General features: G+C 43.4%; 12 protein-coding genes. 6 read left to right on the forward strand and 6 right to left on the reverse strand.

Annotated features, from left to right (window positions below; translation table 11 throughout):
• The first annotated feature begins 103 nt into the window (after positions 1-103).
• Positions 104-2,737 (forward strand): bifunctional acetate--CoA ligase family protein/GNAT family N-acetyltransferase, encoded by a 2,634-nt coding sequence (locus tag R7P67_RS04480; RefSeq protein ID WP_318085888.1) that lies wholly within the window; start codon positions 104-106, stop codon positions 2,735-2,737.
• 77 nt (positions 2,738-2,814) lie between these two features.
• On the opposite strand, the gene R7P67_RS04485 is transcribed toward R7P67_RS04480, so the two are convergent.
• Entirely contained in the window at positions 2,815-3,702 is an 888-nt protein-coding gene (locus R7P67_RS04485) for a LysR family transcriptional regulator (RefSeq protein WP_017634152.1), read from the reverse strand.
• Positions 3,703-3,933: 231 nt separating this feature from the next.
• On the opposite strand from R7P67_RS04485, the gene R7P67_RS04490 reads away from it, so the two are divergent.
• On the forward strand, positions 3,934-6,072 hold the full coding sequence (locus tag R7P67_RS04490) for a TonB-dependent hemoglobin/transferrin/lactoferrin family receptor (protein ID WP_053303617.1): 2,139 nt from the start codon (positions 3,934-3,936) through the stop codon (positions 6,070-6,072).
• A 335-nt stretch (positions 6,073-6,407) separates the two neighbouring features.
• Here R7P67_RS04490 and galE read toward each other — a convergent pair whose 3' ends face one another.
• Together galE and R7P67_RS04500 are read right to left on the reverse strand one after the other, a co-directional pair.
• Entirely contained in the window at positions 6,408-7,424 is a 1,017-nt protein-coding gene (gene galE, locus R7P67_RS04495) for a UDP-glucose 4-epimerase GalE (protein ID WP_005376309.1), read from the reverse strand.
• A 54-nt stretch (positions 7,425-7,478) separates the two neighbouring features.
• Positions 7,479-9,437, reverse strand: coding sequence for a diguanylate cyclase domain-containing protein (locus R7P67_RS04500; protein ID WP_137282639.1), 1,959 nt, complete (start codon positions 9,435-9,437; stop codon positions 7,479-7,481).
• Positions 9,438-9,756: 319 nt separating this feature from the next.
• On the opposite strand from R7P67_RS04500, the gene R7P67_RS04505 reads away from it, so the two are divergent.
• From R7P67_RS04505 to R7P67_RS04515, 3 genes are read left to right on the forward strand one after another with little or no spacing between them, the layout of a single operon-like run.
• Positions 9,757-10,512, forward strand: a complete 756-nt coding sequence (locus R7P67_RS04505) for a 5-oxoprolinase subunit PxpA (RefSeq protein WP_262653639.1) — start codon at positions 9,757-9,759, stop codon at positions 10,510-10,512.
• Positions 10,512-11,195, forward strand: a complete 684-nt coding sequence (locus R7P67_RS04510; RefSeq protein ID WP_239945309.1) for a 5-oxoprolinase subunit B family protein — start codon at positions 10,512-10,514, stop codon at positions 11,193-11,195. Before R7P67_RS04505 ends, R7P67_RS04510 begins: the two co-directional genes overlap by 1 nt.
• A complete protein-coding gene (locus R7P67_RS04515) occupies positions 11,192-12,127 on the forward strand; it encodes a biotin-dependent carboxyltransferase family protein (protein WP_262653636.1) in 936 nt (311 codons plus the stop codon). The genes R7P67_RS04510 and R7P67_RS04515 overlap by 4 nt, the downstream gene beginning before the upstream one ends.
• Positions 12,128-12,155: 28 nt before the next feature.
• Here the strand turns inward: R7P67_RS04515 and R7P67_RS04520 are convergent, their stop codons facing one another.
• The 3 genes from R7P67_RS04520 to R7P67_RS04530 form a co-directional block, all read right to left on the reverse strand.
• Entirely contained in the window at positions 12,156-13,595 is a 1,440-nt protein-coding gene (locus R7P67_RS04520; RefSeq protein ID WP_170893223.1) for an FAD-dependent oxidoreductase, read from the reverse strand.
• A gap of 352 nt (positions 13,596-13,947) precedes the next feature.
• A complete protein-coding gene (locus tag R7P67_RS04525; RefSeq protein ID WP_239945306.1) occupies positions 13,948-16,404 on the reverse strand; it encodes an ABC transporter permease in 2,457 nt (818 codons plus the stop codon).
• A complete protein-coding gene (locus R7P67_RS04530; RefSeq protein ID WP_005376323.1) occupies positions 16,404-17,096 on the reverse strand; it encodes an ABC transporter ATP-binding protein in 693 nt (230 codons plus the stop codon). The genes R7P67_RS04525 and R7P67_RS04530 overlap by 1 nt, the downstream gene beginning before the upstream one ends.
• Here R7P67_RS04530 and tesA point away from each other — a divergent pair.
• Positions 17,095-17,697: a multifunctional acyl-CoA thioesterase I/protease I/lysophospholipase L1 gene (gene tesA / locus R7P67_RS04535; protein WP_005376324.1), complete on the forward strand. Its 603-nt coding sequence runs from the start codon at positions 17,095-17,097 to the stop codon at positions 17,695-17,697. The two genes, R7P67_RS04530 and tesA, sit on opposite strands and share 2 nt — an antisense overlap.
• Positions 17,698-17,710 lie beyond the last annotated feature (13 nt).

The raw sequence follows: 17,710 nt of genomic DNA on the forward strand, positions 1-17,710 counted from the left end.
TTCTGCAATGTCTGGTCTGAAGATGTTTTATCAGTAAATTATTCGTTTATGATTGATATGAAACCGAGAAGCCAACGTGACTTACAAACGGCCAGGAGTCAGCATGAATAAACTACATAAACTCTTTAAACCCAACTCTGTGGCCGTTATTGGGGCATCTCAAAAAGCATTGCGAGCAGGACATGTTGTGATGCGCAACCTTCTACAAAGTGGATTTGGTGGCGCGATTATGCCAGTAACGCCGCGATATAAAGCCGTATCTGGCGTGATCGCTTACCCTGATGTAGCTTCCCTGCCCTATACGCCAGATATTGCAATTTTGTGTACGAACGTTTCACGTAACGAGCAATTGCTTAAAGAGCTAGATGAGAGAGGCACACCGTTTGCGATTGTTATCTCTGATGACCCTAGCCCTTTAGATATCTCATCATTGAACATTCGAGTCTTAGGCCCAAACAGCTTAGGTATCATCCTTCCTTGGCACAATTTTAACTGCACGTTTTCCCCTGTTGCAGCTAAACCCGGAAAAATTGCTTTCATCTCACAATCCGCGGCGGTTTGTACCACGGTTTTAGACTGGGCAAATGATAAGAACATTGGTTTTTCTTCGTTCATTTCGATTGGGCGCGGACAAGATATCGATTTTGCAGATTTGCTCGACTATTTGAGTATGGATGGAAACACTGAAGCTATTCTGCTTTATGTTGATAATATCCAAGACGCTCGCCGATTTATGTCTGCTGCGCGCGCCGCTTCACGTAACCGACGTATATTGGTGCTAAAAGCGGGCCGCTCTAAAGAGATGAATACTTTTGAGCAGCAAGACGGAGATACACTTGACGTAATTTACGATTCTGCTATTCGCAGAACTGGTATGTTACGAGTCAGCAATACGCATGAGCTTTTTGCCGCGGTAGAAACACTCACGCATTCTGTGCCACTTCGTGGAGAGCGTTTAGCGATCATCACCAATGGCGGCGGCCCTGCTGTTATGTCCGTTGATACTTTGATTGAACGTGGTGGCCAACTCGCAACGCTTGATGACGCTTCCATTGAGCAATTACAAGCAGTACTTCCATCCAACTGGCGTGCTCGAAATCCAATTGATCTGTCTGGTGACGCAACCCAAAAACGCTATATTGATACCATTAACGCACTGATGAATAACGACTGTGCAGATGCGATATTGATTATGCATAGTCCTTCTGCTGTTTCTGATCCTCTTGAAACTGCTCAAGTCGTTATTAATGCCATCAAATCTCACCCTCGGCATAAGCATTTTAATATCTTGACCAACTGGTCAGGAGAACAAACGTCGAGAGAAGCGCGACTGGCCTTTACTCAAGCAGGCATTCCAACCTATAGAACACCTGAAAGTGCGGTTGTAGCATACATGCACTTGGTCGAATACAGACGAAACCAGAAACAACTAATGGAAACGCCAACGACGGCAGAGCCATTACATTCTGGAAGTGTGAGTTCAGCAAAAGAATGGGTAAACGAACGACTACTGGATAAAAACACAGTCACCTTGGATACGCATCAAACCAGCCCATTATTTAAGCTGTTCGGGTTTAACGTTTTGCCTACGTGGATTGCATCTGACGACATTGAAGCCGTTCATATGGCAGAAAATATTGGATATCCTGTTGCGGTTAAATTGCGTTCTCCAGACATTCCTCATAAATCGGATGTTCACGGTGTCGCTCTAAATTTAAGAAACAGTCGAGAAGTTTCCAACGCAGCGCTATCCATTTTAGATACCGTAAAGCTCAGCTACCCTTCCGCCAATGTACATGGGCTGTTGGTACAAGGGATGGCAAAGCTCGGCAGCGCTGAAGAGCTACGGATTAGTATTGCAGTAGATAAAGTCTTTGGACCAGTGATCTTGCTTGGTCAAGGCGGCTCTGAGTGGAATATCGCCCAAGATGCCGTCGCTGCACTTCCTCCTTTGAACATGACGCTTGCGCGCTACCTTGTCGTTGTTGCCCTAAAGTCTGGAAAGATTCGCCTGCAGAAACACAAAGATGCGCTCGATATTACTGAGTTGTCGAAGTTCTTGGTTCGTATCTCCCAAATGGCAGTTGAGTTACCAGAAATACAAAGGCTGGATATCCATCCAGTGCTGGTATCCGGAAGTGATTTAACTATCCTTGATGCAGATGTCACACTGTGTAAATACGAAGGAGACGCCCAAAAACGGCTAGCGATTCGCCCTTTCCCGGCAGAGTTTGTCGAAACTGTAACGCTTCGAGATGGCCAACCTATCCTGCTTCGCCCTATCTTGCCTGAGGATGAACCGCTGCATGCTCAATTCATTAATAGCGTATCGAAAGAAGATCTCTATAAACGTTTCTTTTCTGAAGTTGGAGAGTTCAACCATGAGGCTTTGGCAAACTTTACTCAAATCGACTACGACCGCGAAATGGCGTTTGTTGCGGTAGCGTTTAATACTGACGGACCGTCTATCATAGGGGTAGCCCGCGCATTGATTACACCAGACAATAGTGACGCTGAGTTTGCTATTTTGGTTCGTTCAGATTTGAAAGGAAAAGGTTTAGGCAAAGTGCTGATGCAGAAAATAATCAGCTATTGCAAAGTTAAAGGCACAAAGCAAATGTCTGGAATGACCATGCCAACAAATAGAGGAATGTTGATGTTGGCTCAGAACTTGGGGTTTGAGATCGATGTCCAGTTTGCAGACGGTACGGCAGATATGGTGCTCCCTTTAAATTGAAAAGCTCAGCATTAGCGATGACTTTTACTTCTTACATTCGATAATCAATGGGAATTTAAGAAGTAAAAGTTACGTTGTTACTTTAGTTTCCAATTCTTTTTTAGGTACTGAATACACCAGGATTTTGCTTCACCCATAGTGTTCCGGCGCCATGCCAAAATAATATCCATCGGCTGTTCTTCAGTGCCTTCGATTCGTTTCAATACACCACTATCAATAAGAGGTTGCGCAATTTGGCTTGGTAATGTACCAATGCCTAAACCTGCAGTGAGCGCTTCTACTTTTGCCGTAAAGTTGGTGACGGTCAAGCGAGGCTGTTTTTGAATGATATTAATTGAGAGCGCGGGTTGCTCACGTGCGGTATCTGCAATAGCAATAATCCGATACTTTTCTCGCGCTGCTTCATCAAACTTACCACTACGCTTGTGAACATAGTGATCAGCGGAAGCTACCCAATACATACTCATTTTACCAATTTTTTCTGACTTAACTTCTTGAGGAAGCGTATCCAGTGATGGGCAAATCAGTAAATCAGCTCTCCCCGTATTCAACGACTCCCAGCTACCAGCCAGAATCTCCTCTTGCAGCCTGACTCGAGTTGAGCTGACCTCGGCCAGCGCATCAACCATCGGGAAAAAGTTGGATATAGGAATAATGCCATCGAAGGCAATGGTAATATCCAGTTCCCAGCCATTCGCCAATAACGTTGCATCGTTCACTAACTTTTCACTGGCTTGTAAAATGGCTCTTCCTCTTTCAAGAATAAGCTTACCTGCTTCAGTAAAATGGGCTTTGTGACCAGAGCGATCGAAGATAATAATGTCTAAGTCTTGCTCGAGTTTCTGGATTTGATAGCTCAGCGATGACGGGGCTCTGTCTAACTCATTCGCAGCAGCAGCAAAACTCCCTCTTCGATCAATAGCATCTAGAATATGGAGTGCTTCTAACGTAATTGGACTCTGCACACGGCCTCTCTTAATGTGACATTCATCACATTCGTTGTATTTGGATGAACTTATCAAGAACTAACGACAAATAATATAACATATTGATAACTAAAGACTAGGAATGCTCATAGCCTAAGAAGAAGATTCAATACAAATCAATAAATGACAATGGTAATGATAGTAATTACCATTTAGATCCATTAATATCCGCGTGTTGTTACCTATTATGGATCTAAGGTATTGAAGCCAATGTATAAAAAATCAATTTTGTCAGCCTCCATTTTAGTTGCCCTTTCCCATACTGCTTATGCGGAAGAAGCTTCTAAGTTTGAAGAAGTCGTTGTGTCGGCCACCCGTACCAACCAAACCATAAACACTGTTGCTGCTTCTGTTGCTGTTGTATCAGAGAAAGACATCGAAGAAAACATGGTAAAGGACTTGAATGATCTATTCGAGTATACGCCAGGTGTTACTGTTAATGGCACTCAACGCCAAGGCGTCCAAAGTATTAACATTCGCGGGATGGAAGGTAAACGAGTTAAAATCTTAGTAGACGGTGCATCTCAACCAGGTGTATTCAGCGGTGGACCATATTCGTTTATCAATTCTAGTGCCGTTACTGTCGACCCCGATATGCTAAAGAGTGTCGAAATTGTTAAAGGAGCAGCTTCTAGCCTACATGGTAGTGATGCAATTGGCGGTGTTGTCGCATTCGAAACAAAAGATCCGAAGGATTTCCTCAAAGATGGTAAAGACTTTGGTGGTCAAGCTAAACTCTCTTATTCATCGGAAGATAACTCTTTTAGTGAGCATGTAGCTTTAGCAAAGCGTTTCGGTAATACAGAAGCACTTATAGCCTTTACACGCCGTGATGGTGCAGAGCTACAAAATTTCTCTAAGGCGCCTTACGATAACTATTCTGTGGACAACCAAGATTATTACAAAAACGATCTATTGGTAAAACTTCAATCTCAATTGAATGACGCTCATCGCTTGGAGTTCTTGGGAGAAGTTATTTACAACGAGACTGACTCAGAGATCGCACATAAAAGTTACAAAAACTTCAACGCTGAAGACACAACCAAGCAAAATCGCATTGGGCTCAAGCACATTTGGTTTGCAGATGCAGCTATCTCGGATACGATCACGTCCAAGCTTACATGGATTGGTAAAGAAGAAAACGGCGTCTCTAATCGCTTTATCGAAGCCAGCCCTGGTTACCCACCTTACGTACCGCCTAGTGGTGACAACCAACAGAAAAAAGATTACGAATATACTGAAGACAAATTTGAATTCGAAACTCAGTTAGATAAAGAGATTCAAAATCACTATATTGTTTACGGAATATCGTACAAACATAGTGACATCAGTAATACCAATCGCGAGTTTAATTCCGATCCTGGCACGCCAGATACTGTTTACGTTTACACACCGGATGCAAAAGAAGAAAGCTTTGGTTTATTCTTGCAAGATGAAATTTCGCTTCTTAATGACAAGCTAATTCTGACTCCAGGTGTGCGTTACGATTACTTCTCTACTAATCCTTCAAATACTTCTGAAGAGTCATTCGAGAAGTTTAGCGACTCTGCATTAACTGGTCGTTTAGGAGCAACTTACTCTGTATCGCAACCTGGCACGATCTTCGCGCAAGTGAGCCAAGGGTTCCGAGCGCCATCGTTCGACGAGCTTTACTACACCTACGATAATCCGGCTCATGGCTATACCAACCGCCCTAACCCAAATTTGGGATCTGAAAAGAGTTTGTCTTATGAACTTGGTTACCGTCATAACACTGCAGCGTCTGCAACTGAAGTAGCGTTCTACTACAGTGATTACAGTGACTTTATTGAGCAAACGTCATCAAACAATGGTGGTTTAACTGAATTCACAAATATCAATATTAGTGAAGCAAACATTAAAGGGGTTGAGCTCTCTAACCGTCTTGATTGGCATGCCATTGCTGGTCTTCCATCAGGCGTGACAACTCGCTTTGTTGCAGCATACACAGAAGGTGAAGATGGTGATGGTAATCCTTTGAACAGTGTAAACCCATGGAATGCCGTAGCTGCTGTAAATTACGATTCACCAAATGCACTTTGGGGGACAAGCCTAAAAGTAAACTACACGGCTAAGAAATCGAACAGTGATATCAACTCTGATGGTGATAAAGGCGGAATCAAAGACCAAGTTGCTTTGCCGTCTGCGACAGTCGTTGACTTAACGGCGTACTACAAACCAATGAAAGATATAACCATTCGTGCTGGTGTTATGAATCTAACGAATGAAGAATACCATCTTTGGAACGATGTTCGCGGTAAGACTGAGTTAAGTCGAGACAAAACGCAAGCTGAGCGTAATTATAACATTAGTGTTAAATACGAGTTCTAAACCTTAAAAACACAAAAGCCAGCGTAATGCTGGCTTTTTTTATGGCTTTCATTTCAAAAATGTAAAGAAAAGTATGAAAAATGAAAGTTTACTGTTTTGCCATCTCTTTTTTCACCATTACTGCTGCTGCAATGATGAAAGTGATGATCAGACCGAGTTCCATGAACTACCCCAATAGCTATGAGAAAATTTATAACCCAAATTAAGAGTCGGGCATAGTTTAACAGCTCTATATATACTTGCTACCTTTTAACCAGTAATTTACGATTTTTTCCGATTTGGATCAAAAAAGACGCAATTATGCGCCTTTTTGTTACTATTATGTAAATTAAAGATTAGGCATCTGGATAACCTTGAGGGTTAGTAGACTGCCAGCGCCATGTATCGCCAGTCATTTCTTCTAGAGTGCGAGTTGCTTTCCAACCTAACTCATTCATCGCTTTTGATGGATCCGCCCAACACTCTGCAATATCACCTGGACGACGCTCAACAAGTTGGTATGGGACATCTTTACCACTTGCGGCTTCAAATGCTTTCACCATGTCCAGTACACTGTAGCCGTTACCAGTACCGAGGTTATAGATATGAAGGCCAGCTTTGCTACCTACTTTTTCTAATGCAGCAACGTGACCATCGGATAAGTCCATTACATGAATATAATCACGTACGCCTGTGCCATCTTTGGTCGGATAATCACTACCAAACACAGAAAGGAACTCTCTGCGCCCTACCGCAACTTGAGAAACAAACGGCATTAAGTTGTTTGGAATACCTTGAGGATCTTCACCTAGCTCGCCTGTTGGATGTGAACCTACCGGGTTAAAGTAACGAAGAAGTGTAATGCTCCAGTCAGGGTTCGCATTTTGGAAGTCGGTTAAACACTCTTCTACCATTAATTTGCTGCGCCCATATGGGTTAGTTGCGCTAGTTGGAAAGTCCTCTGTGATGGGTACAGATGCAGGATCACCATATACAGTCGCTGATGAACTAAATACCAACGATTTAACTCCGGCTTCACGCATTGCATCAACCAATACTAAAGTGCCATTAACGTTGTTGTCGTAATACTCTAAAGGTTTTGCTACAGACTCACCGACGGCCTTTAAACCTGCAAAATGGATAACAGCTTCAATATTGTGCGACTTTAGTGCTTCTACCATCGCCAATTTATCTCTGATATCGGCTTTAATGAAGGTTGGCTTTACACCACATACCTTTTCAATTCGATCTAATACCGTAGATTTACTGTTGTACAGGTTGTCTAGAATCACTGGCGTCATGCCAGCTTCGATCATTTGAATACACGTATGACTACCGATATAGCCCATACCACCCGTAACGAGTACTTTCATTTTATTATTCCTTCTGACGCGAATTGGGTTAGTTTAAAGCTTTGACGTTACGATTTAAACTGTCTCTTGTAATTCGCATCCCATTAATATTGCTTGGCCTTTTCCGGCTTTCTTTGCTTGATACATTGCCGTATCCGCACTTTTTAAAACTCGAGTAGCATCGCGCTCATTTACGCCGACTAATTTTACGCCGATACTAACGCCAACTTTGAGTAAGTGACCTTTGTACTCAATTGGAGCACATATGCTCTCGAGCAACTGTTCTGCTATTCGGGTGACCACTTTTTGATTGGCGGGATTTACCAACATGACAAATTCATCACCAGAAAGTCTTGCGATTAAATCACTATGTCTCGTCGCAGATGTTAGACGCTCGGAAACTTTTTTCAAAACTTCATCACCTGCATCATGACCGTAGGTATCGTTAACTTCTTTAAATCCATCCAGATCGAGGTACAAAACTGCAAATTCGTCACGCAAGTATCCAGAGCGTTGTACTAGTTGTTCCAACTCTAAATGGAACTTAGATCGATTGGCTAACCCCGTTAAAGCATCGTGATGAGCTAAATGCTCTAATCGTTCCATCTCTTTTGCGCCGGAAAGGTCGGTAAGAACAATAACCAGATCATAGAAACCATAGTCTTCACACTTAACGATACGATTGACTCGAGCAAACATCGGTACAAACTGACCAATATGGTTCTTCTCGATAACTTCACCTTGCCAAACGCCATAATTTTCTATCGACTCGATGATACTAGGCATCATTTCCTGTAACTTGCGCCACTTTAGCGTTTGGATGAATGACTTCCCAATAAGCTGATCCACCTCTAAGCCGACTAACTTAGTGACGGCAGGGTTTGCCATCGTAATGACACCGCGATGATTAAGAACAATGAGACCATCTTGGCTGCTTTCAAAAACACGTCCCGCAACACGTTGCCGGTTTATGGCTTCTTCAATTTCGGTGATATCTTGAATCGAAAACAGTAAGTATTCATGTGTCGAGAGGCGACGACTGGTTAGGCTCAACTGCTGTTCGTTATCTGCATTTTTGAGGTGAATATCATCGCACTCTAGGCCTCGACTCAGGATCTGACTCAGCTCATTCGGTGTTTTGGTTTTAATTAGATCACGAATATTGGCGTATTTAAGTTCATCTAATTTTTTTTGAAATATTTGCTGGGTCGCCGTATTACAATGAATAACACGTCCGGAATTGTCTGTAATAACTAATGCATGCTGAACAGATTCGATAACCTCTTCTGAAAATGCGCGCTTTTGTTCTAGTGTGTCTAGCGAATGTTGCCGCTGCTTCTCACGTACTGTTAACCTATTCATCATTTGATTGAAAGATCTCGCGAGCTCTCCAATTTCATCGTTGGCGTAATAGCGTGCTTGATTTTCCGTGCTTCGTCCGTGTGTCACATTCTCTATTACGCGGCTAAGCTCCATAACGGGCTTGAGAACAAGCCTCTCGATACTTATGTAAAAAACAGTGCCACCAGCGATCAGAAACAGAAGAAGTAAAGCGCTATCTTGAAGTAAAGATTGCATGGCTTCTACGATTGGACGATGAGAAAGCGTGACTCTAATGCTACCAATGACATAGCCATCATGGATAATCGGCTCTAGAACATAAAGAAATTTGGTTGATAAGGCATAGCCTAGAGCGTGCAACCTACTTCTTTCGGTTTGACTGGGAACGGGTGCTAGTGCCCCACTTATCTCCATAACAGCGAATGGTTGGTCATCTTGGTCATAAAGTTTGACCCGCGTTACATTTGGCTGGTTTAAAAAGTTGGCGAGAATAGTTTGAGCTTTTTGCTTGTCCTTTGTCGTCAGCGCATCTTTAATTGAGAAAGAAACGTTGTTAATCAACTTTCTTGTCTGCTCGACCAGTTCATGCTTAGACGATTGGTATACAGTATACGAGGTGTAACCTTTTGAGATAACAAAGATAGCCGTTAAAAAGACCAGAAGAGGCCAAATAAGCTTCGCTCGTAATGACATATATATTCCTGTCGCAGACAACCACAAAAATGACAGAAGAACCATTATGCAATCTATCACCCATGAAGGGCGACAAGATTAACACGATGCTAATGCAAAATAACCTTAAATTCTCAAAAATTGGATGGAAAAGAAACGAAATACCTTAAAATTCGGATCAACTCAAATAACGGCAACATCTTTATGGACTAACGTGATCTTTTTCGTCACCTATCTGCTCAAAAAGCCTCGTTTTCATGATAGAAGAATGAAGTGAGTCACTGAACCTAGATGCATTTTCCTGCATCGTAAACCCATTGCTTGTGTAGAAATAAAACGTATGACATTGAATAAACAGCAACTTACATTGAACTGTGATATGGGCGAGAGCTTTGGCTCTTGGAGTATGGGCGCAGATGAAGACGTGATGCCCCATGTTGATATGGCGAACATCGCGTGTGGTTTTCATGCCTCCGACCCTAATGTCATGCACGACACCATCACCCTAGCGAATGACAACGATGTTGATATTGGCGCACACCCAGGTTACGCCGACCTACAAGGCTTTGGCAGACGAAGCATAAGCATGACGGGTGATGAAATTACGAACATGGTTATATATCAGGTTGGTGCTTTACAAGCATTATGCCGGGCGCAATACACAGACATCAGTTACATAAAACCTCATGGCGCTCTATACAACGACATGATGAAAAGTGATGCGATATTTAGAGCGGTAGTAAAGGCGGCAGCACTGTTCAAAGTACCGTTAATGATCCTAGCTTCACAGGAAAACGAAAAATACTTAGAAATCGCAGACGATTATGATGTTCCCTTGCTATTTGAAGCATTTGCAGATCGTTTATACCAAAATGACGGCTTACTGACTCCTAGAACACAGCCCAATGCCGTGTTAAAAAGCGAGCACGCGATACTTGAGCAAGTCCGGACCTTAGCTGACTCTGGGCGTGTCAAAACCGCTTCAGGCGGTTACATATTATTGGAAGCCGACACAATTTGTGTTCATGGTGACAATGAAGAGTCGATCGCGCTGATCCAAAAGATCCGCCAAAGCCTATACTCTGGAGGAAATTAATGCATAAAGAGAAATTTAATATCTCTTTAATCTCCGAGTGCAGTATTTTCATTAAGTTTGATGAGAGTATTTCTGAAAATGCAGTCGGAGAGCTTGCTCGCAGCATAAGAGAAACTTTCGCTTCAATTGTTATGAACGTTGTCCCCTCCTATCAAACTATTCTCATAGATTACTTACCTTTTCGAATCAACGAAAAGAACTTAGTCAATGAGTTGCAACAAATCGTGAGCCAGTTTGATACTCAATCACTTAAGCTTTCCCAGCCGAATCACATTACTATCCCTGTATATTACTCTGAAGAAACCGCGTTAGATCTATCTCGTTTTCAAAAGCGAGGTCTGTCATTAGACGATCTTATTACCTTGCATACGAAAACCGAGTACGCGGTTTCTGCAATTGGCTTTGCTCCAGGCTTTGCATTTCTCTCTGACGTTGATACTCAATTGCACATGCCAAGGCTTGCCACACCAAGAACACAAGTGCCGGCCGGAAGTGTCGGAATCGCAGACTCTAAAACGGCCGTCTATCCATCAGATAGTCCTGGCGGATGGAACATTATTGGTAAAAGCCCGCTTGCGCTCTTCTCCGACTCTCCTCCTTTTATACCGTTTGAAGTGGGTGACAAGGTCACCTTTAATGCTGTTTCAAAACAAGAGTTTATCGATTTAGGAGGCGTACTATGAGTTACGGTGGATTACTGGTGGAAAAGCCAGGACCGCTCTCTTTAGTTCAAGACTTTGGTCGTTTTGGCTTAGCGCATGTCGGTGTGACTCAAGGTGGCCCGGTCGACGACTATGCTTACAGTTGGGCCAACCATTTGCTTGGTAACGTAGTCAATTGCGTTGCGATTGAAATTACTCTGGGTAACGCTTGTTTTATTGCATTGCATAACTGCCACCTTGCTATATGTGGCGGTGATTTAAATGCAAAAATAGATGGTGAACCTATTTCAAATTGGTCTGACTTTACGTTGAAAAAAGGACAGAAGCTTCAGTTCGGAGTCGCAAGGAATGGACTTCGCTCCTACCTAGCGGTTAAAGGTGGATTTAATGTTGCTCAGCACTTAGGAAGCGCATCGGCCGTCTTGCGAGAATCTCTAGGTGGTTATGATTCAAATGGTGGCGCTTTGAAAGCTGGTGATATTCTTCCCTTTGTCCCTCATAACTTACCGAAACGTAAACCAAGGCAAATGACGTTTCGCTTTAAGCCAGATTACAACTTACCCATTAAGCTGAGAGTGATTGAAGGCTATCAGAACGAGGACTTTGATGAAGACGCTCGCCAAGCATTTTATAACAAAGCATTCATCATCTCCCCAAATTCGAATCGCATGGGCTACCGTCTTGAGGGCAATAACATTCGTCCACCTTACGAAGGCGTACTATCAGAGGGAATTGCGTTAGGTTCAATTCAAATACCTAGCGATGGTAACCCCATTGTGCTGCTCAACGATCACCAGACTATTGGCGGGTATCCTAAATTTGGCTGCGTAGCCCGTATTGACTTACCTAGACTGGCACAGGCGAAGCCCGGACAAAAAGTCTATTTTGTGAAAGGAGATAGACTAGGCTTGCAAGAAGTATGGTGTCAATGGGCTCGGTTTTTTGGGTATTAATACAACCACTGAGCCCAAACACAGCCGATTATGCAGGCATACCATAACGCACTGCTAAAGCTTGTGGATAGCCTCGCTCTTGAGTGAGTTTAATCGCGTACTGCTCGACCTCTTGTTCAGACCACTTTACAGCGACCGGATGCTGTGTTTCCACATTTTGGTTAGGATCGATGTCAAACCAGAATTGAAGCATTTTTTGCGCTGCGAGTAGTGTCGATGACGCTTTTACCACCTCTATTCTCGCGTAGTGGTTATCTTCAAAAGTCACATCTGCCGCTCTGAGTACTGGATCTGTTCCGGGAATTTGCTGAGCGCCAAATAATGCTTTTCCTCCTTTTACAGCAGAGTGATAGTCGGGAATGAACTGTGCCATGTGTTTGATGGCGTTGTTCGTTCGCTCTTCTAACACTTCTTCTCTCCAGCCGTTACGGATCTTCGAGAGTAAAGGCATAGGCAGTTCAGGTTGAGCAGATGAGTTCGTGCTCTCCACTAAACCATCTTCAAACAGCGTGATTCCTTTTGTCATACCATGAAGTTGAAAGTAACCATCGCCATAAGGCGTCAATTGAGCCATTCCTTTATCGGTTCCACGCGGGCCATGAAAAATAACTTCTGGCCATTGTTGTTGACAGTCTGCCCACCTCGTAACGTAAGCGGCTTTAAACTCCACCAACCTGTCTCGCTTGGCACCAACTGTGTTGTCAATTGAGCCTGTTTCAAAGCCACACGCGTTAACCAAGTAGTCGCATGTCATCAGGTAATCGATACCTTCACGTTCATAGCCAAGTTGCCAGTGTTCCCCCATCCAATCGGCTTGCTTAAACGTTGCTTGTGTGAAGACCGAAGCATTAGGAAGCGTATCTAGTGTTAAGTTGGCAATTGCGGCGAGGCGAAAAACACTCCAACCATATTCTTGAACTGCGACAACAGGATACTTTAGCGCTTCAAGATCAGCATGTTGAGCAAAAGGAATGCACCACTCATCGAAGTCTGTAGGATGACTTGGTTGAGTACGTTGCGCGAGAGCTTCTAGCTCCGCTTTTGAATACAGTTTGTAGTATTCGCTTGGTTCGCCGAGCACTTTATTACTCTCATCTTTATCAACGAGCGTCTGATAAGCACTTTTCACAACCTCTAATCGCGGAATTAGTGTGGATGGGTCTCCACCATCGGAATGAGGAACCGCGATGATTGTCGGACGAATATTCAGTGAAAGCGGATACAGGCGAACAGTATCAATAGATTGTGCTAACAAGTCTAAGCATTGTTGCTCGGAAATCTCTCGATATAAATTACCACCAGCATGCAAATGACAAATGGGTGGACCATTTACTAGTGATACGCCCTTCTCTATTACGGAAACTTTAAAACCCAGCTCCGCAAAATGAATTGCTGCTGTTGCACCTGCTACACCGCCACCAACAACAGCGATATGCTTATCTTTATAACTTGGAAACTCAGACTTCATTGCTTCACTAAAAATTTTATAAGGAAAATTCTTTACTAACGGTGGATTCTACTCGTGTTTGGACTTGATTAAAATCACAAAAAGTTCATGGGTTTGCGAAATATCCAACAGCGCCAGTAAAGTGCATTAAAGTAGAAAAAATTTGCGAAAAAGTACTTGACGACATGGTTAAGAAGACACTTTTTTGTGTCTATGTGAATAAGAATTTCACTGTAAGACCCATGGCGCAAAGCCTGCAGAAACACCCCACTTTTTACCCCATTTAGTTATCCCAAAAGTTATCCACTGTTTTTGTGGATAACTAAAATAAAAGTGTCATGGAGTGTTCCAAACTTGATAACACTCGCTGCGATTAAGTGTTTACTGGCGTTAACAATCTTTTCAACAAACTCATCACTACAAGTGCCAACGTAACAAATGTTGCAAGCGGTAAAGCTATCCACAATTCGGGGTGAATTTGTGCATTGAGATCGAACCCATATGTCATGACTGCGGCCACACAAACTTCCGCAGCGAATACCGCAACACCACTAGCAATCAACGCCATAATTCCGTACTCGGCCCACAGGGTTGTGTTGATCCGTTTCTTACTTGAACCTAATGTGCGATACAAACGAATCTCTTGTTGACGTTGGGACAAGCTTAACCTCAGTAGAGTAAAGATGAGCAGCAGACCAGCAACAACGCCTAAAAGAGCAAGGATGGTGATTGCTGATACGATTTGCTGAATCAAAGCCTGAATTTTCTCGCCCATAGTTCGGATATCTAAAACAGAGACCGTTGGGTGAGCACGTGACATTGACGTCAACAACGCTTCATTTCCTTCTTCAATCCTATAACTGATGAGGTAAGAACCAGGTAAATTAGCCATCACGTCAGATGAGAAAATAAAATAAAAGTTAGGCTTCATGTCACGCCATTCGACATAACGGATGGTATCTACTACTGCATCGTAATTCTGACTGTTTATTACAAAGCGCAGCGTATCACCGAGTTTGATGCCTAAGTCATTTGCTACATCCGCTTCTACAGATACACTCCCTTTGTTTGTCCATTCACCCGAAAGCACATCATTATATTCTGGTAGGCTATCTCCCCATGTCAGGTTTAGCTCTCGACGTATCGCGTCAGAACCTTCTCCTTCGTACTCAACCTCTTTGACGTTTTGACCGTTGATCTCTGTTAGTCGTCCACGAATTATTGGATAAGCTTGTGACCGCGTAACTCCGTTTTTATCTAGGGTTTCTAGGTAGTTATCGAGCTCATAATCACCAATGTTCAAAGCGAACACATTTGGCGCGTCTGCAGGTAAGGTTCTCTCCCAATCAGCGAGAATATCGCTGCGCACAAGCCAAATGATAGACAGCAACATCAAAGATAATGCCAAAGCACCAAACTGTAGACCGCTGGTTACTGGCGTCCGGTTGATACGACTCAACGCAAGCTTCATTGCAGGATGGGTTGACACACGTGCAAACAGCTTTGTGAGTATGACGCTAACTGCTGCGAGTACCACAAACAGTACCGCTATACCAGTGAGCACGATCCAAACTAAGGTGTTATCTGCATACAGTAAAAGCAATGGAACAACGGGAACTAGAACAAGTAACATTCGCTTCCAAGAACGTTGCGCTTTACCCTGCTGTAGCACTTCTAACGCGGGAGTTTTAATCAAGCCTAACAATGGTATACCGAGAGCAGGCACCGTAATCAAGACTGCTGAGATAAATGCCACCAAAAATGGTGTGACACCGTAACCAGGGAGTGGATCGGGTAATAAGTCTTTGAGTGGAATGCGTAATAAATATTCCAGCCCGCTCCCTAACAATAGACCGACGACACTGGCACTAATGAGAAGGATTGTGACTTGAATAAATAACCACTTTTCAATCCATCGGCGACTCGCACCAAGACTTTTCAACATCGCGATAGTTTGTGTCCGGCTGTTCACGTAATTTTGACAAGTAAGAACCAATGTTGTCGCTGCCATAATGATGACAATCGCTACGGTCAACGACAGATACTGCGTCGTGCGTTCAAAAACCTCATTACTACGACTGGCAGTATCTTGCGTGCGCCAGCGATCGCTCGGAGAAAGCTGCGTATCATCTTGTAAGCTATTTAGTGTTTTATCATCGGCTTGTAAAAACAGACGGTATTGAACTCGGCTCCCAACTTGAATTGCTCCTGTTTTATCTACGTCACTTTGATGAATGTATGCAGAAGGCATTTGTTGAAATGGATTAAAGCTCAAGCCTGGTTCCATCAATACTGCGCCTGATACAGTAAACTCGGCATCGCCTATCGTGACGCTGTCACCTGACTTTACGCTTAGTTGAGTCATAATCCGCTCATCAAGCCAGAGTTGGTTCTCTTTAACGCGACCGGCTGGATTATTTTCAAGAACGAGCTCTCCCATTAAAGGGTAATTATCATCCACCGCCCTTACAGAAATAAGCTGCATACCATTATCGCTAAATGCCATAGTGGCAAAGCGTGTCATCGTCGAACGGTCAAGGCTTTCAGTCGAGGCTAACAACGTGTCCGGAATGGGATTAGCAGACACAAACACCGCATCTGCCGTTAATGCGTCCTTCCCCTGCTTGACGATCACCTGCTCCATTCGTTCTGCTAATGCAGAAAGCGCAAAGATACTCGCAATCACGAGAATAAGAGCAACGCTAATAGGCCAAAGATTCCCCTGCCTTATTTCGCCGAAACTCCAGCGTATCAAACTTTTATTCGACGAGTGCTGTGTTGTACTGTTTTGCTCTGTGGATGTTGCTTCACTTGATGATACTGCAGACATTATATCTCCTCCTTAAGCTCACCCGCCTCCATACGATAGATACGGTCACATCGGCTTGCTAGATGACCATCGTGTGTTACTAAAATCAGAGTTGTCCCGTGCTGTTCATTAAGATCGAATAGCAGCTCAATCACTTTGTCTGCGGTTTGATGGTCAAGATTGCCGGTAGGCTCGTCTGCGAACAACAGCTCAGGCTGTGTCATAAATGCACGCGCTAGCGCAACTCGCTGTTGTTCACCACCAGATAACTGGCTTGGTAAATGGTCGACACGTTTTTCCAATCCAACAGCAGCTAATAATTCCGCTGCTCTTGCTTCATCTTCGGCTTCACCACGTAAAAGACAAGGAAGTGTGACATTACGTAATGCACTCAAACTCGGGATTAACAGGAAACTTTGGAAAACAAAACCTAAAGAGTCAGCCCGAATTTTCGCGCGTGCTTCATCGTCCAGTTTTGATAATTCATGACCTAATAAAGTAATTTCGCCTGATGTCGGCGTATCAAGACCAGCTAGCAACGTCATCAATGTTGACTTACCTGCACCGGAAGTTCCGACGATGGCGATTTTTTCTCCTTTTCGGATGTCAACATTTACGTCTTTGAGGATTGTTAATTGTTCTTGATTAGTAGAGACTTGTTTAGAAACCAAATTGGCTTGAACAATAGGTGCATTAAGTACAGGTGTTTGCATGATTCGTATACTTTCCTTAGTTCTATTTTTTTGTTTTTCCGCTACTGCACATGCGAGCGAAAAGCTACTTGTCTTGGGTGATAGCTTGAGTGCAGGCTATCAGATGCCGATCGAAGAGAGTTGGCCTAGCTTACTCCCTGATGCGTTGTCAGAACATGGTCAAGATGTAACAGTTATTAATGCCAGCATTTCTGGCGATACAACCGGCAATGGCTTAGCACGGTTACCTCAGTTGCTAACTCAGCATAGCCCTGACATGGTACTTATTGAGTTAGGTGCCAACGATGGACTGAGAGGTTTCCCTCCTAAACTTATTACGTCGAATCTTTCAAAAATGATTACCATGATAAAAGATTCTGGTGCGGACGTTGTCATGATGCAAATTCGGGTTCCACCTAATTATGGTAAGCGCTATAGCGATATGTTTTACGATATCTACCCTAAGCTTGCACAGCATCAACAAGTTGCCTTGATGCCATTCTTCTTAGAGCATGTTGTCACCAAACCAGAGTGGATGATGGATGATGGCCTTCACCCAAAACCAGATGCACAACCTTGGATCGCTGATTTCGTTGCTCAAGAATTAATTAAACATCTCTAATTTTAATGGTCTA

The organism is Vibrio sp. Vb0937, assembly GCF_033338855.1.

Bases quoted from the DNA above. Each gene is read 5' to 3' on its own strand.
- R7P67_RS04480 (WP_318085888.1), top strand. From the start codon at position 104: ATGAATAAACTACATAAACTCTTTAAACCCAACTCTGTGGCCGTTATT.
- R7P67_RS04490 (WP_053303617.1), top strand. From the start codon at position 3,934: ATGTATAAAAAATCAATTTTGTCAGCCTCCATTTTAGTTGCCCTTTCC.
- galE (WP_005376309.1), bottom strand. From the start codon at position 7,424: ATGAAAGTACTCGTTACGGGTGGTATGGGCTATATCGGTAGTCATACG.
- R7P67_RS04500 (WP_137282639.1), bottom strand. From the start codon at position 9,437: ATGTCATTACGAGCGAAGCTTATTTGGCCTCTTCTGGTCTTTTTAACG.
- R7P67_RS04505 (WP_262653639.1), top strand. From the start codon at position 9,757: ATGACATTGAATAAACAGCAACTTACATTGAACTGTGATATGGGCGAG.
- R7P67_RS04510 (WP_239945309.1), top strand. From the start codon at position 10,512: ATGCATAAAGAGAAATTTAATATCTCTTTAATCTCCGAGTGCAGTATT.
- R7P67_RS04515 (WP_262653636.1), top strand. From the start codon at position 11,192: ATGAGTTACGGTGGATTACTGGTGGAAAAGCCAGGACCGCTCTCTTTA.
- R7P67_RS04520 (WP_170893223.1), bottom strand. From the start codon at position 13,595: ATGAAGTCTGAGTTTCCAAGTTATAAAGATAAGCATATCGCTGTTGTT.
- R7P67_RS04525 (WP_239945306.1), bottom strand. From the start codon at position 16,404: ATGTCTGCAGTATCATCAAGTGAAGCAACATCCACAGAGCAAAACAGT.
- tesA (WP_005376324.1), top strand. From the start codon at position 17,095: ATGATTCGTATACTTTCCTTAGTTCTATTTTTTTGTTTTTCCGCTACT.
- R7P67_RS04530 (WP_005376323.1), bottom strand. From the start codon at position 17,096: ATGCAAACACCTGTACTTAATGCACCTATTGTTCAAGCCAATTTGGTT.